Raw genomic sequence first — 14,239 nt, forward strand, 5'->3', positions numbered from 1 at the left:
GGCAGGAGCAATCATGTCAGACGTTTTGCACGACGCGCGGGCACCGGTCGTCAAGGTGCGTCCCGACCGGGAAATGGCGACCACCCAGCGGCTGCCCTACTTTGTCGGCATCTCCGCGAGCACCGCGGGCAGCACCGGTTTGTCGATGTACATGGTCGTAGTGCCGCCGGGCGGCCACGCCGAACCGCATTTCCACGCCGACTACGAAACCGCGATCTACCAGCTCGAAGGCCGGATCGAGACCCGCTACGGGCCGGGTTTGCGCGAATCGGTGATTACCGAGCCGGGGGATTTCCTGTTCATTCCGCCTGGTGTCCCCCATCAACCGTTCAATCTCGACGCCACCACCGCCGCGCGCGCGATCGTCGCGCGCAATCACGCGGACGAGCATGAACGCGTCACGCCCTACGATCCCGCGACGGATGCGTGAGTTGAAAAAAGCACACGTCCCAGCCGAGCCGCCAGGTCACTGAGCGGCATCTTTTTTTATAGGCTCGCCCGCCCCGGACGGGCCCGGTTCCGGCTTGCACGCGGCACTCGCGCCTGCGAGAATTCGCGCCGCGTCAAGCCCTCCTCGCAGCGGCTTTTTGCCACCTGTGCTTAAATCCGCTTTCCGCACCGGTTTCACGAACTGTTCCGGCCATTCCGACATGGGAACCGGCTGACGACATGCTCGCGTCACCTCGGGAACGGAACATGCGCTGCGTGTCCGCAACGCAGCGACCCGACGCGGACTTATTTCAATCCCTTATTGCATTCTCAGGAGCGCGGTTGTGTGGCATTTCCCTGTTGCGATTCCACCCTCTCTGGGCGTCTGGGCCGTCTTCATGAGCGTGCTCGTCACCCAGCTCGGCCTGCCGGTTCCGGCCGCGCCGATGTTGATCTTCGGTGGAACCATGGCAGCCATGGGACAAACCTCGTATGCCAACGTCGTCTTCGCCGCCGTCGCCGCGACGCTGATCGCCGACTCGCTGTGGTTCTTCACCGGTCGCGCGTATGGCCGGCGTCTGCTGAACTATCTGGTGCGCTTCTCGTTATCGCTGGACACCACGGTGCGGGTTGCGCGCAATACTTATGAGCGCCACGGCGCGCCGATCCTGACCATCGCGAAATTTTTGCCGGGCCTCGGCCTGATCTCCGCCCCGTTGCTCGGCACGACCGCGATCAGCGTCGGCGTGTTTCTGCTGTGGGATCTGATCGGTGCAACGTTATGGGCGAGCGTGTGGGTGATCGGCGGCGCTGCGTTGCATGACCAGATCGTGCAATTGGTGCTTCTCGTGCGACAGAACGGCGGCACGATCTTCGACGCGTTCGCGGCCATCTTCGTTGCGGCCTTGCTGTATCGCTGGGTACGTCGCCTGCAGTTTCGCCGCTGGCTCGCGCACACGCGCATCACGCCGGATCAGCTCGACGCGTTGATGAAGTCCAACGAACCGCCGCTGATTCTCGATGCGCGTCCGCACAGCGTGCGCGAAAAGGAATCGCACCGGATTGCGGGCGCGCGGCCGCTGGATCTCGATTCGCCCGATCCGATCCATCCCGAGTTGCTGAAGCGGCCGATCGTCGTCTATTGCGTGTGTCCGAACGAGGCCACGGCCAAGCGGATCGTGAGCCAGTTGCATCGCAAGAACATTCATCATATTCGTGCGCTGAAGGGCGGCCTCGATGCATGGGAAAAGCGCGGCTATCCGGTCGAACCCTTGCCGGCCGACTTCAATACCGCGATGGCGCATATGATCGAAGATAAAGGCAATGAAGGCGAATACACGGTGCGGGCGAGCGTGACCGAGTAGTTAAAAAGGCGGGCGCAATGCCCGCCTTTTTCATGCGCTTTTACCAGTACGCCGAATGCAGAAATACGGCCGATCCAACGTTGTGGGCAAGCATCTGCTCTACCGCTGCTGCACTTTCCGCTGACGCCACAGACACAGCAGATCGCACGCGATATGAGCGGCGGCAATCGCGGTAATCTCGCTCTGATCGTAAGCGGGCGACACTTCGACGACATCCGCTCCCACCAGGTTCAGCGCACCGAGTCCGCGCACGATCGCAAGCCCCTGCGCCGACGACAGACCACCTGCCACCGGCGTACCCGTTCCCGGCGCGAACGCAGGGTCGAGACAGTCGATGTCGAAGGTCAGATAGGCGGGACGTCCCCCCACAATCGACGTAATCCGCTCAATGGCCGCGCGCGCGCCGTGCTCGTGAATCCACGCGGCATCGAGAATATTGATCCCCATGAAATCGTCGTTCCATGTGCGAATGCCGACCTGCACCGAGGTTGCCGGATCGATCAGCCCGTCTTTCACCGCCTTGTAGAACATTGAGCCGTGATTCAGACTGTCGGGGCTATCGTCGGCCCAGGTGTCGCAATGGGCATCGAAATGAATCAGCGACAGCGGCTTGCCGTACTTCTCCGCATGCGCGATCAACAGCGGATACGTGATGTAGTGATCGCCGCCGAGCGTCAGCATCTTCGCATCCGAGCGCAGAATCTTGCGTGCGTGTTCGACGATCGACTGCTTGATGGTCAGCGGATTGTGCGCGTCGAACCAGCAGTCGCCGTAGTCGATCACCGCGAGGTCGTCGAACGGATTGAAGCCCCAAGGGTACGGATGCAACTCCGACAACTGCACGCTCGCCGCGCGCACCGCTGCGGGACCGAGACGCGCGCCCGAGCGGAACGTCGTAGCCAGATCGAGCGGCACGCCGGAGACAACAACATCGACGCCGTCGAGTTCGCGGGTGTAATTGCGTCGCATGAACGACAGCACGCCCGCATAGGTGTTTTCGATCGATGAGCCGTAGAGCGAGGACCGACGGACAGCCCCGTCGCCATAGATAAGTTCAGTCATGGATGACCTGATACCAGATAACGTACCGGCGCCGCGCGCAAAGTTTCCGGTAGCGCGCGCGACATCCGGCTTCGGATTCATTGGGAACGCGGCGGCGTGCATTACACCCGCCGCCGCGCTGGCTTGCGAATCCTTTAGCGCAGCCGCACCAGCGTAGACTTCAGCTCGGTGTACTTCTCCAGTGCGTGCAACGACTTGTCACGGCCGTTGCCCGATTGTTTATAACCGCCGAACGGGAAGTTCATGTCCCCTCCCTCGTCGTAGCAATTGACCCACACCGTGCCCGCGCGCAACTTGCGCGACACGTCGTGTGCCGTGGTCAGGTTCGAGGTCCATACGGCAGCGGCGAGTCCGTATTCGCTATCGTTAGCGATACTGATCGCCTCGTCGACCGTATCGAATGTAATCACCGACAGAACCGGCCCGAAGATTTCTTCGCGCGCGATCTTCGCGCCCGAGGCCGGAATCTCGAAGATAGTCGGCTCGATAAAGAAACCGCCGCTTTCTTCGTCGACACGTGAGCCGCCCAGCAGCAGCTTTGCTTCAGCGCGGCCCGCTTCGATATAGCCGAGCACGCGTTCGAGTTGAACCTTGTCGACGATTGCGCCCATCGACGTGGCCGGATCAAGCGGATTGCCCGGTGTATAGCTGCGCGCGGCCGCGATCAGCTTGTCGATGAAGATATCCTTGATATCGCGGTGCACGAGCAAACGCGAACCCGCCGTACACATCTCGCCCATGTTGTAGAAGATCGCACCGGCCGCCGCGTTCGCCGCGCGATCGAGGTCCGGGCAGTCGGGCAACACGATGTTCGGCGATTTGCCGCCGAGTTCGAGCCACACGCGCTTCAGGTTCGACTGCCCTGCATATTGCATGATCAGCTTGCCGACCTGGGTCGAACCGGTGAACGCGAGGCAGTCCACATCGTGATGCAACGCAAGCAGTTTGCCCGGCTCGCCCGCGCCCGGCACGACGTTGAACACGCCCGCCGGAATGCCTGCATCGAGTGCGAGTTGCGCGAGGCGGATCGCCGTGAGCGGCGACTTCTCGGACGGCTTCAGCACCACGCTATTGCCTGCGGCCAACGCGGGCCCGAACTTCCACGATGCCATCAGGATCGGGAAATTCCACGGCACGACCGCTGCCACCACACCGATCGCCTCACGCGTGACGAGTCCGACCAGATGATGATCGGACGGCGCGACTTCGCCGCCGATCTTGTCGATCGCTTCGGCGAACCACTCGACGCAATACGCCGCGCCCGGCACGTCCACCGACGTGGTGTCGCCGATCGGCTTGCCTGCGTCGAGCGTTTCGAGCAACGCGAGTTCGTCCATGTGTTCGCGAATCGACGCCGCCCAACGCAGCAAAATCGCTTTACGTTGACGCGGATTCAGACCCGACCATACGCCGGAATCGAACGCGCGGCGCGCCGCGGCGACGGCGGCGTCGACATCCGCTGCGCCGCTGTCCGCGACCTTCGCCAGCAACTTTCCGTCGATCGGGCTCAGGCAGTCGAAAGTGCGACCGCTGGCGGCGTCACGATATTCGCCGTCGATAAACGCGCGGCCTTCGATCGACAGCGTGGCGGCCTTGTCTTGCCAGAATGCGAGAGATTTGTTTTCCATCAGGATGCCTCAATGTTGTGCGAGCGACGTCAACCGGCTTTCGTGTCGTGCGGCCTGGTATGGGTCGCCGCGCGTTGGCGCGAAGTTGTCAGAACGTGGGCGGCGAATTGGCCGACACGATCTCGCAGACATGCTCCGCGCTGGGATTGCGAAAACGGTGCGGAAGACGGCTTTCGAAGTAATAGCTGTCACCGGGGTCGAGCAGCCAGGTCGCGCCGTCCACCGTCAGTTCGATCTGCCCGCTCACTACCACGCCGCCCTCGTGCCCCTCGTGCTCCAGCATCTCCGGGCCCGTATCCGACAGCGGCTGATAGACCTCGCGCAGAATGCCCATGTTGCGGTCCTTCACACTCGACCCGGCGAGGTAAAGCTCGATCGACTCGTTGCCGAGGTTCGGCATGGTCGCGCAGCGCGATACCACCGAACGCTCTTCTTCGACTTCGAATGTGAAGAACTCGGCAAGACTCATCGGAATACATTCGAGCAGTTTTTTTAGCGAACCGACTGACGGACTCACACGGTTCTGCTCGATCAGCGAAATCGTGCCATTGGTCACGCCGGCCCGTTTCGCCAGCTCACGCTGCGACAGGCCATGCCGTTTGCGGATGTATTGCAATCGCGTTGCTACTTCAATGGACATCGCCAGGCTCTCAGATGTGGCATGCAACCGGATGCCGATAACGCAGCATGCGGCGGATAGCGAAAACGGCAACCTGAACCGCGTCTATTTCAGTGCCGGGTACTCAAGAGTGTTGAATATTCTAATCACTTTGGGTATTGCGCCGCTGGGGGAAACCCTGGTGATCGACGAATATGCGCACTGCACCACTCGTGCTGCGAGTGCAAAATTCTATCCGCAACACTTGGGGAAAGCCTCGGTAAATCTTTTATAAAAATGATTTGACGGCTTTTTTGGTTCGTATATGCTGGTTCTCAGGCGATCGTCGTACCACCACACAAAGTCAGCAATATGACTTGATGGCGAGACGAATTCAGTTGCCGAGGTTCGAGACGATCATCCCCAAACGTGCTGTTTCTTTAAACGCCCTGTGCGGATTCTGAAAAGCCCGTTCAATAATTTCAACGTCGCTAGTCGAGTCTAATCGTGAGAGTCCGAGGCCCTTTGGTGAGATGGAATCGTAGTCAGACGGGTTGTCCCCGCGCTGACGGCGTCATCGCCGACGGCAGCAACGGCAGCCTTGCGTTTCGCCGCTTCCTGTCCGTCTTCACGATCCTCTCCCGCCGTTCCGTTCGACGTCACAACTCCATCTCCGCGCGCGCCTTCATTGCGGTGCGCACGGACGAAGTCGCTTCGCTGCTGCCGTAGCGCCTCCCTCCTTTTCGTCGTTCGATTCATCCGTTTGCGTCAGCGCGCTCTTTCGAGCCGTGTGAATCACGCATGTGCGGTGCTATGTGCCGGCTGTGTGTTTCATCCGGATCAGCCTGCGGACCGACGTACACGGATCGAATCGAACGACTCGACAATTTATCCGGTTCAACGCGTTACGTAGTCGGTAAAAACCGGCTGCCTGTATTCAGCGGCTTCGTGCATTGCGCGACGCTGCCGGGTCGTGCCGCGTTGCGCCTGAACGTTATCCAGCGTTGTTCATGTCGCGTCCCGCGATGAACACTCACGTCTATTCGTTATGCGAAAGAAACCCCTGGTAGGCGTTACCGCCGATAGAACAATGATGGGCGTCCATCCATCGCACACGGTCGGCGAAAAGTACATTGCTGCCATCGTGGACGGCTCGCAGGCGCTGGCGATGTTGTTGCCCGCGCTCGGCGAACGGCAACCGGTCGACGACGTGCTCGCAACAGTCGATGGCCTGCTGTTCACCGGCAGCTATTCGAATGTCGAGCCGCACCACTACAGCGGTCAGCCGAGCGCACCCGGCACGCTGCACGACGCGGCTCGCGACGCAACGACGCTGCCGTTGCTGCGCGCCGCGATCGCCGCCGGCGTGCCGGTTCTCGCGGTCTGCCGTGGCTTCCAGGAAATGAACGTGGTGTTCGGCGGGACGTTGCATCAAAGCGTTCACGCGGTGGCCGGTCTGAACGACCATCGCGAGAACAAGGAAGACGACCTCGACGTGCAATACGCGCCGTCTCATTCAATCACGCTCGCGCAAGGCGGCCTGTTGCAGCGCCTCGCCCGCAGCGTGAATGAAGTGCGCGTGAATTCCTTGCATGGCCAGGGCGTCGAGCGGCTGGGCGTCGGCCTCACGGCCGAAGCCTTTGCGCCGGATGGCCTGATCGAAGCGGTCAGCGTGAACGACGCGCGCGCCTTCGCGCTGGGTGTGCAGTGGCACCCGGAGTGGAAGCACGCGAGCGATGCGCTGTCTACCGCGATCTTTCGGGCGTTCGGCGACGCCTGCCGCGATCGAATGCGGACCAGAGCCGGCTATGGCGCGGCATCCGCCGCCGCCACGCATGCCTGAGCCGGTCACGCACCAAAACTGAGAGAACCAACATGCATGACATCGACGAATTTCTGAAGAAGAACCGTGTCACCGAAATCGAAGCGATCATCCCGGATATGGCCGGGATCGCGCGCGGCAAGATCATTCCGCGCAGCAAGTTCGAGTCGGGCGAATCCATGCGCTTGCCGCAGGCGGTGATGATCCAGACCGTCACAGGCGACTACCCGGAAGACGGCACCCTCACCGGCGTCACCGACCCGGACATGGTGTGCGTGCCCGACGCCAGCACCATCCGCATGATTCCGTGGGCGGTCGACCCCACCGCCCAGGTGATCCACGATTGCGTTCACTTCGACGGCACGCCGGTCGCCATTTCGCCGCGCCGCGTGTTGCGCCGCGTGCTCGAACTGTACAAGGCCAAAGGCTGGAAGCCGGTGATCGCACCCGAGCTCGAGTTCTATCTGGTCGATATGAACAAGGACCCGGACCTGCCGCTGCAACCGCCTATCGGCCGCACGGGGCGTCCGGAAACAGGACGTCAGGCGTATTCGATCGAAGCGGTCAACGAATTCGACCCGCTATTCGAAGACATTTACGAATACTGCGAGGTGCAGGAACTGGAAGTCGACACGCTGATTCACGAAGTCGGCGCGGCGCAGATGGAAATCAACTTCATGCACGGCGATCCGCTGAAACTCGCCGACAGCGTGTTCCTGTTCAAGCGCACGGTGCGTGAGGCCGCGCTGCGTCACAAGATGTACGCGACGTTCATGGCCAAACCGATGGAAGGCGAACCGGGCTCGGCCATGCATATGCATCAAAGTCTGCTCGATGAGGAAACCGGTCAGAACGTTTTCACCGCAGCCGACGGCAAGCCGACGTCACTGTTCACCAGCTATATCGCGGGCTTGCAGAAATACACGCCCGCGCTGATGCCGATCTTCGCGCCGTACATCAACTCCTATCGCCGCCTGTCGCGCTTCATGGCTGCGCCGATCAACGTGGCGTGGGGCTACGACAACCGCACCGTGGGCTTCCGGATTCCGCATTCCGGGCCGGCCGCGCGCCGTATCGAGAACCGCATTCCGGGCGTCGACTGCAATCCGTATCTGGCAATTGCAGCAACGCTCGCCGCTGGCTATCTCGGCATGACGCAAAACCTCGCGGCCACCGAGCCGCTCGTCAGCGACGGTTACGAATTGCCCTATCAGCTGCCGCGCAATCTGGAAGAAGGTCTCACGTTGATGGGCGCGTGCGAGCCGATTGCAGAAGTACTCGGCGAGAAGTTCGTCAAAGCATTTCTCGCGCTGAAAGAAACCGAATACGAAGCGTTTTTCCGTGTGATCAGTTCATGGGAACGCCGGCATCTGCTGCTGCACGTTTGAGAACGGCAGCCGCATCCGCAAAACTACTGGAGGCAACAATGAGCTACAGAACAGAAGAAGTCGCGTACGTGCAGCCGGTGCTCGCCGCACAATCCGCAGCGAGCGCGAAGGCTGCGCAACGCAGCACCGCCGACTATCGCGCGCTCGACGCCGCGCACCACATTCATCCGTTCTCGGACATGGGCTCGCTCAATCGCAGCGGCAGCCGCGTGATCGTCAAGGCCGAGGGCGTGTACCTGTGGGATTCGGACGGCAACAAGATCATCGACGGGATGGCGGGCCTGTGGTGCGTGAACGTGGGTTACGGCCGCAAGGAACTGGCGGACGCCGCGTTCCGGCAGATGCAGGAACTGCCCTACTACAACACCTTCTTCAAGACCACGCATCCGCCGGTGATCGAGTTGTCGGCGTTGCTTGCGGAACTCGCGCCCGAACCGTTCAATCACTTTTTCTATTGCAATAGCGGATCGGAAGGCAACGACACGGTGCTGCGTATCGTCCATCAATATTGGGCCACGCAACGCAAGCACTCGAAGAAATTCGTCATCTCGCGCAAGAACGGTTATCACGGTTCGACGATTGCAGGCGGCACGCTCGGTGGCATGGGTTACATGCACGACCAGATGCCGTCGAAAGTCGAGAACATCGTGCATATCGACCAGCCGTATTTCTTCGGCGAAGCGCAAGGCGACGTGACGCCGGAAGAATTCGCACTGGCTCGCGCGCAACAACTGGAAGCGAAGATCCTCGAACTCGGCGCGGACAATGTCGCCGCATTTATCGGTGAGCCGTTCCAGGGCGCGGGTGGCGTGATTTTCCCGGCTTCGACGTACTGGCCGGAAATCCAGCGCATTTGCCGTAAATACGACATTCTGCTGGTCGCCGACGAAGTGATCGGCGGCTTCGGCCGCACCGGCGAATGGTTCGCGCATCAGCACTTCGGCTTCGAACCGGATCTCATCACGCTCGCCAAGGGGCTCACGAGCGGCTATGTGCCGATGGGCGCAGTGGGGCTGCATGACCGCGTCGCCAAAGCGATCATCGAGCATGGCGACTTCAATCACGGCCTGACGTACTCCGGTCATCCGGTGGCGGCGGCCGTCGCGGTCGCCAACCTCAAACTTCTGCGCGACGAGAAAATCATCGAACGCGTGAAGACCGATACCGGCCCCTACTTCCAGAAAAAATTGCGCGACACCTTCGCCAATCATCCGATCGTCGGTGAAGTAGCGGGCGCAGGCATGGTGGCGGGCGTGCAACTCGCACAGGACCCGGCATTGCGCAAGCGCTTCGCGAATGGCGGCGACGTCGGCACGATCTGCCGCGACTTCTGCTTCAACGGCAACCTGATCATGCGCGCCAGCGGCGACCGGATGCTGCTGTCGCCGCCGCTCACCATTAGCAGACTGGAAATCGACGAAATCGTTTCGAAGGCCAAACAGGCTTTCGATGCAACAGCACAACAACTCGGCATTTCGTAACGGCGGTTCGTTTCCGGCATGGGCACACCCACACATCGCGCTCATGCCGGCTCTTCACATCAAGGGAAAAAACCATGAGCGTTAGTCATCTTCGTCATGCGGTCGCGGGGGCCGCGCTTCTCGCCTTTACCGGTTTTGCGGCGTTATCGGTTACGCCGGCCCTTGCGGCCGACACGGAACTGAATGTCTATAACTGGTCCGATTACATCGCGAAAGATACGATTTCGAACTTCGAGAAAGAGGACAGCATCAAGGTCAAATACGACAACTACGATAGCGACGACACGTTGCAGGCAAAACTGCTGGCGGGCAGCTCGGGCTATGACATCGTGGTGCCGACCTCGAACTATATGGCCAAGCAGATTCAGGCCGGCGTCTATCAGAAGCTCGACAAGTCGAAGTTGCCGAATCTCGCGAATCTCGATCCGGTGCTGATGAAAATGATCTCGGACGCCGATCCTGGCAATCAGTACGGTGTGCCGTGGGCGTACGGCACCGACGGTATCGGCTATAACGTGCAGGCCGTGCAGAAGGCGCTCGGCGCGAACGCGCCGGTGGATAGCTGGTCGCTCGTGTTCGATCCGGCCAACCTCTCGAAGCTGAAAAGCTGCGGCGTGTCGATTCTCGACCAGGCCGTCGACGTTTTCGCCGCCACGCTGCAATACATGCACAAAGACCCGAACAGCACGAACCCCGCCGACTATCAGGCCGCTTTCGAAGTGCTCAAGAAAATCCGCCCGTATATCACGCAGTTCAATTCGTCGGGTTACATCAACGATCTCGCGAACAACGATGTGTGCGTCGCACTCGGCTGGTCGGGCGACGTCGGTATTGCAAGCCGCCGTACCGAAGAAGCCAAACGCTCGTATCAGATCAAATTCTCGAACGTGAAGGAAGGCGGTCTGCTGTGGTTCGACGTGATGGTGATTCCGAAAGACGCGCCGCACCCCGAAGCCGCGCTGAAGTGGATCAACTACATCTCCGACCCGAAGGTCAATGCGGCGATCACCAACGAGGTGTTCTATCCGACCGCGAACAAGGCCGCGCGCCAGTTCGTGGTTCCGGCTGTCGCGCAGGACAAAACCGTTTATCCGGGCGACGAAGTACTCAGCAAGATGACGCTGATGAAGCCGATGCCGACCGACATTCTGCGCCTCGAAAACCGGCTTTGGGCACAGCTTAAAACCGGCCATTGATCAATTAAACCGCCTGATAGAAATCCGATCCCGCGCTCAGGGATCGCTCGAAACCTGAGCGCATGAAATGCAGTCACGGTAGTCAGCCTGCGCGCTTTCAAAGTCCGATTCGCGCGCAGTCCCATGTTTTCCAATCGCAGCGCACGTTGCGAGACGCGTCCCGCGCCTCGTAGGGAGACACTTGCGCCCGCGATTCGCAAGGAACGGTTACATCATGAACTCGACGGCCTCACACAACACTGCCAGCGTCACCCAGATGACCCGGCCCGCAGTGGCGACAAAATCGAAACCGGACGAATTCGTCCGCATCGAAAACGTCGTGAAGAAATTCGGCGACAGCACCGCTGTCGACAACGTCAATCTGAGCATCGCGAAAAACGAACTGTTCGCGCTGCTAGGCAGCTCCGGCTGCGGCAAGTCCACGCTGTTGCGGATGCTCGCGGGGCTCGAAACGGTCACGTCAGGACGTATTTTCGTCGACGGCGAAGATCTCGCCGCGATGCCGCCCTACCGGCGCCCGGTCAACATGATGTTCCAGTCGTATGCGCTGTTCCCGCACATGAGCGTCGAGGCGAATGTCGCCTTTGGTCTGAAACAGGAAGGCACGCCGAAGAACGAGATCAAGGAACGCGTCGCCGATGCGCTGAATCTCGTGCAGATGAGCAAATACGCGCAGCGTAAGCCGCATCAATTGTCGGGCGGGCAGCAACAACGGGTGGCGCTTGCGCGTTCGCTGGTCAAGCGTCCCAAGCTTCTTCTGCTCGACGAGCCGATGTCGGCACTCGATAAAAAGATCCGCCAGAAGACCCAGCTCGAACTCGTCAACATCATCGAGAAGGTCGATGTGACCTGCGTGATGGTCACGCACGATCAGGAAGAAGCGATGACGATGGCCGGCCGTCTCGCGGTGATGAGCGAAGGCCGCATCGTGCAGATCGGCTCGCCGAGCCAGGTCTATGAGTTTCCGAATAGCCGTTTCTCGGCGGAATTCATCGGCTCGACGAATCTTTTCGAAGGCACCGTCGTCGCCGATGAACCGGATCACATTTTCGTCGAAAGCGAGGATCTGGAATCGCGCATTTACGTGAGCCACGGGGTAACGGGTCCGCTTGGCATGCCGGTGGGTATCTCCGTGCGTCCCGAGCGCGTGAAGGTGTCGCTCGATAAACCGGCCGCGCCCTATAACTGGGCGCGCGGCGTGGTCTCCGATGTCGCATACATGGGCAGCTACTCGCTGTACCACGTGCGTCTGCCGAGCGGCAAGACGGTGGTGTCGAATCTCTCCAGCTCGCATCTGATGAGCGAAGGTGCGCCCTCCTATAACGACGACGTGTTCGTCTACTGGTCGCCCAACAGCGGCGTGGTGCTGACGCAATGAAAAATCCCGCCACCTCCTCCAGCGCGGCGCTCGCTGCGCCATCCGCGAGCGGCTTGTTAGGCGCGTTGAAAAAGCGCATCGGCATGCTGCTGCCCTCCGGCCGCACGACTGTCATCGGCGTACCGTTCCTGTGGCTCGTGGTGTTCTTCGCGTTGCCGTTCGTGCTGGTGCTGAAAATCAGTTTCGCCGATCAGCGCATGGGCATTCCGCCGTATACGAATCTCGTGACGATCGAAAACGGCATGGTGCATTTTGCGATGCAGCTCAGCCACTACGCGTTCCTGCTGCAAGACGATCTGTACATCGCTACGTATATCAGCTCGCTGAAGATGGCCGCTGTGTCGACCTTCTTCTGTCTGCTGATCGGCTATCCGATTGCGTACTACATCGCGCGCTCGGAACCGTCGCGCCGCAACCTGCTGATGATGGGCGTGATGCTGCCGTTCTGGACATCGTTCCTGATTCGCGTCTATGCATGGGTCGGCATTCTGAAAGACGACGGCCTGCTCAATCACACGCTGATGTCGATCGGTCTGATTCATTCGCCGTTGCGTCTCTATCACACGGATATCGGCGTCTATATCGGCATGGTCTATTCGTACCTTCCGTTCATGGTGATGCCGCTTTACGCGCACCTCGTGAAGATGGACCTGACTCTCCTTGAAGCCGCTTACGACCTCGGCTGCAAACCGTGGACCGCCTTTACGCGCATCACGTTGCCGTTGTCGAAGAACGGCATTATCGCCGGCAGTTTGCTGGTGTTCATTCCGGCAGTCGGCGAATACGTGATTCCGGAACTGCTGGGCGGCGCCGACACGCTGATGATCGGCCGCGTGATGTGGGATGAATTCTTCAACAACATGGACTGGCCGATGGCGTCCGCCGTGACCGTCGCGATGGTTCTGCTGCTGCTCGTGCCGATGGCCGTGTTCCAGTACTACCAGGTCCGGGAACTGGAGGGCACGAAATGATCAAGCCTAATAGAACGCTTTCCAACGGCGTGCTCACATTCGGATTTCTCTTTCTCTACATTCCGATCATCAGCCTGGTGGTGTATTCGTTCAACGAGTCGAAGCTCGTCACGGTGTGGTCCGGGTTCTCGTTCAAATGGTACGGCGCGCTGTTGCAGGACGGCGAATTGCTGAGCGCCGCATGGCTCTCGCTGAAGATCGGTTTGCTGACCGCGTGCGCATCCGTCGTGATCGGTACATGGGCGGGTTTCGTGCTCGCTCGCTTCGGGCGCTTTCGCGGCTTCACGCTATTCGCCGGCATGATCAACGCGCCGCTCGTGATTCCCGAAGTGATTCAGGGCATCTCGCTACTGCTGCTGTTCGTCGCGCTCGAACAGATGCTCGGCTGGCCAAAGGGTCGCGGCCTCTTCACGATCTGGATCGGTCACGTGATGCTGTGCGTGTCGTATGTCGCGATCATCGTGCAGTCGCGTGTCAAGGAACTCAACAAGTCGCTCGAAGAAGCCGCGCTCGATCTCGGCGCAACCCCATTCAAGGTGTTCTTCCTGATCACATTGCCGCTGATTTCGCAGGCGCTGATGTCGGGCTGGCTGCTGTCGTTCACGCTCTCTTTCGACGACCTCGTGCTGTCCGCCTTCCTGTCCGGCCCCGGCTCGACCACGCTGCCGCTGGTGGTGTTTTCGCGAGTGCGCCTCGGTCTGAACCCGGAGATGAACGCGCTCGCGACGATCTTCATTACCACGGTGACGATCGGGGTGATCGTCGTGAACCGCTGGATGCAGTTGCGTGAACGCAAACGCAATCGCGACATGCAGATGGCTTTCGCGATCGCCGAATCCGCCGACCCGTTGCCGTCATCCCTACAACACACCACCGCTCGAAAACCGCTCGACGCCGCTCGCGCATAAGCATTTTTTTGCAA

14 protein-coding genes are annotated in these 14,239 nt (G+C 60.3%); 11 read left to right on the forward strand and 3 right to left on the reverse strand.

Annotated features, from left to right (window positions below; all coding sequences use genetic code 11):
* The first annotated feature begins 13 nt into the window (after nt 1-13).
* On the forward strand, nt 14-430 hold the full coding sequence (locus tag ABH945_RS16570) for a cupin domain-containing protein (RefSeq protein ID WP_074771159.1): 417 nt from the start codon (nt 14-16) through the stop codon (nt 428-430).
* A 343-nt stretch (nt 431-773) separates the two neighbouring features.
* Complete coding sequence (locus tag ABH945_RS16575; protein ID WP_074769412.1) at nt 774-1,793, forward strand: VTT domain-containing protein; 1,020 nt, start codon at nt 774-776, stop codon at nt 1,791-1,793.
* Nucleotides 1,794-1,892: 99 nt separating this feature from the next.
* Here ABH945_RS16575 and speB read toward each other — a convergent pair whose 3' ends face one another.
* The 3 genes from speB to ABH945_RS16590 all read right to left on the reverse strand — a co-directional run bounded on the left by speB (nt 1,893) and on the right by ABH945_RS16590 (nt 5,123).
* Nucleotides 1,893-2,855: an agmatinase gene (gene speB, locus ABH945_RS16580; RefSeq protein ID WP_429251210.1), complete on the reverse strand. Its 963-nt coding sequence runs from the start codon at nt 2,853-2,855 to the stop codon at nt 1,893-1,895.
* Between the two features lie 134 nt (nt 2,856-2,989).
* Complete coding sequence (locus ABH945_RS16585) at nt 2,990-4,483, reverse strand: aldehyde dehydrogenase (RefSeq protein ID WP_429251211.1); 1,494 nt, start codon at nt 4,481-4,483, stop codon at nt 2,990-2,992.
* An 88-nt stretch (nt 4,484-4,571) separates the two neighbouring features.
* Nucleotides 4,572-5,123, reverse strand: coding sequence for a cupin domain-containing protein (locus tag ABH945_RS16590; protein WP_429251212.1), 552 nt, complete (start codon nt 5,121-5,123; stop codon nt 4,572-4,574).
* Here ABH945_RS16590 and ABH945_RS16595 point away from each other — a divergent pair.
* The 9 genes from ABH945_RS16595 to ABH945_RS16635 all read left to right on the forward strand — a co-directional run bounded on the left by ABH945_RS16595 (nt 5,116) and on the right by ABH945_RS16635 (nt 14,225).
* A complete protein-coding gene (locus ABH945_RS16595) occupies nt 5,116-5,376 on the forward strand; it encodes a hypothetical protein (RefSeq protein WP_429251213.1) in 261 nt (86 codons plus the stop codon). The genes ABH945_RS16590 and ABH945_RS16595 overlap by 8 nt on opposite strands.
* Nucleotides 5,377-5,588: 212 nt before the next feature.
* Entirely contained in the window at nt 5,589-5,810 is a 222-nt protein-coding gene (locus ABH945_RS16600; protein ID WP_429251214.1) for a hypothetical protein, read from the forward strand.
* Between the two features lie 319 nt (nt 5,811-6,129).
* Complete coding sequence (locus ABH945_RS16605) at nt 6,130-6,924, forward strand: gamma-glutamyl-gamma-aminobutyrate hydrolase family protein (RefSeq protein WP_429251215.1); 795 nt, start codon at nt 6,130-6,132, stop codon at nt 6,922-6,924.
* 32 nt (nt 6,925-6,956) lie between these two features.
* Nucleotides 6,957-8,291 (forward strand): glutamine synthetase family protein, encoded by a 1,335-nt coding sequence (locus tag ABH945_RS16610; protein ID WP_429251216.1) that lies wholly within the window; start codon nt 6,957-6,959, stop codon nt 8,289-8,291.
* Between the two features lie 38 nt (nt 8,292-8,329).
* Nucleotides 8,330-9,772: an aspartate aminotransferase family protein gene (locus ABH945_RS16615; protein ID WP_429251217.1), complete on the forward strand. Its 1,443-nt coding sequence runs from the start codon at nt 8,330-8,332 to the stop codon at nt 9,770-9,772.
* A gap of 74 nt (nt 9,773-9,846) precedes the next feature.
* Nucleotides 9,847-10,968: a polyamine ABC transporter substrate-binding protein gene (locus tag ABH945_RS16620; protein WP_074769428.1), complete on the forward strand. Its 1,122-nt coding sequence runs from the start codon at nt 9,847-9,849 to the stop codon at nt 10,966-10,968.
* Between the two features lie 214 nt (nt 10,969-11,182).
* Nucleotides 11,183-12,346, forward strand: coding sequence for an ABC transporter ATP-binding protein (locus ABH945_RS16625; protein ID WP_074769430.1), 1,164 nt, complete (start codon nt 11,183-11,185; stop codon nt 12,344-12,346).
* Nucleotides 12,343-13,317 carry an ABC transporter permease subunit gene (locus tag ABH945_RS16630; RefSeq protein WP_429251218.1) on the forward strand — a complete coding sequence of 325 codons (975 nt, stop codon included), beginning with the start codon at nt 12,343-12,345 and terminating at the stop codon, nt 13,315-13,317. Before ABH945_RS16625 ends, ABH945_RS16630 begins: the two co-directional genes overlap by 4 nt.
* Nucleotides 13,314-14,225 (forward strand): ABC transporter permease subunit, encoded by a 912-nt coding sequence (locus ABH945_RS16635; protein ID WP_074769434.1) that lies wholly within the window; start codon nt 13,314-13,316, stop codon nt 14,223-14,225. The genes ABH945_RS16630 and ABH945_RS16635 overlap by 4 nt, the downstream gene beginning before the upstream one ends.
* Nucleotides 14,226-14,239 lie beyond the last annotated feature (14 nt).

Source organism: Paraburkholderia sp. GAS333 (assembly GCF_050435665.1).
GTDB lineage: Bacteria > Pseudomonadota > Gammaproteobacteria > Burkholderiales > Burkholderiaceae > Paraburkholderia > Paraburkholderia fungorum_A.

Excerpts from the sequence above, each read along its gene's own strand:
- ABH945_RS16585 (WP_429251211.1), bottom strand. The coding sequence starts at position 4,483 with ATGGAAAACAAATCTCTCGCATTCTGGCAAGACAAGGCCGCCACGCTG.
- ABH945_RS16635 (WP_074769434.1), top strand. The coding sequence starts at position 13,314 with ATGATCAAGCCTAATAGAACGCTTTCCAACGGCGTGCTCACATTCGGA.
- ABH945_RS16615 (WP_429251217.1), top strand. The coding sequence starts at position 8,330 with ATGAGCTACAGAACAGAAGAAGTCGCGTACGTGCAGCCGGTGCTCGCC.
- ABH945_RS16620 (WP_074769428.1), top strand. The coding sequence starts at position 9,847 with ATGAGCGTTAGTCATCTTCGTCATGCGGTCGCGGGGGCCGCGCTTCTC.
- ABH945_RS16590 (WP_429251212.1), bottom strand. The coding sequence starts at position 5,123 with ATGTCCATTGAAGTAGCAACGCGATTGCAATACATCCGCAAACGGCAT.
- ABH945_RS16595 (WP_429251213.1), top strand. The coding sequence starts at position 5,116 with ATGGACATCGCCAGGCTCTCAGATGTGGCATGCAACCGGATGCCGATA.
- ABH945_RS16605 (WP_429251215.1), top strand. The coding sequence starts at position 6,130 with ATGCGAAAGAAACCCCTGGTAGGCGTTACCGCCGATAGAACAATGATG.
- ABH945_RS16630 (WP_429251218.1), top strand. The coding sequence starts at position 12,343 with ATGAAAAATCCCGCCACCTCCTCCAGCGCGGCGCTCGCTGCGCCATCC.
- ABH945_RS16610 (WP_429251216.1), top strand. The coding sequence starts at position 6,957 with ATGCATGACATCGACGAATTTCTGAAGAAGAACCGTGTCACCGAAATC.
- speB (WP_429251210.1), bottom strand. The coding sequence starts at position 2,855 with ATGACTGAACTTATCTATGGCGACGGGGCTGTCCGTCGGTCCTCGCTC.
- ABH945_RS16570 (WP_074771159.1), top strand. The coding sequence starts at position 14 with ATGTCAGACGTTTTGCACGACGCGCGGGCACCGGTCGTCAAGGTGCGT.
- ABH945_RS16625 (WP_074769430.1), top strand. The coding sequence starts at position 11,183 with ATGAACTCGACGGCCTCACACAACACTGCCAGCGTCACCCAGATGACC.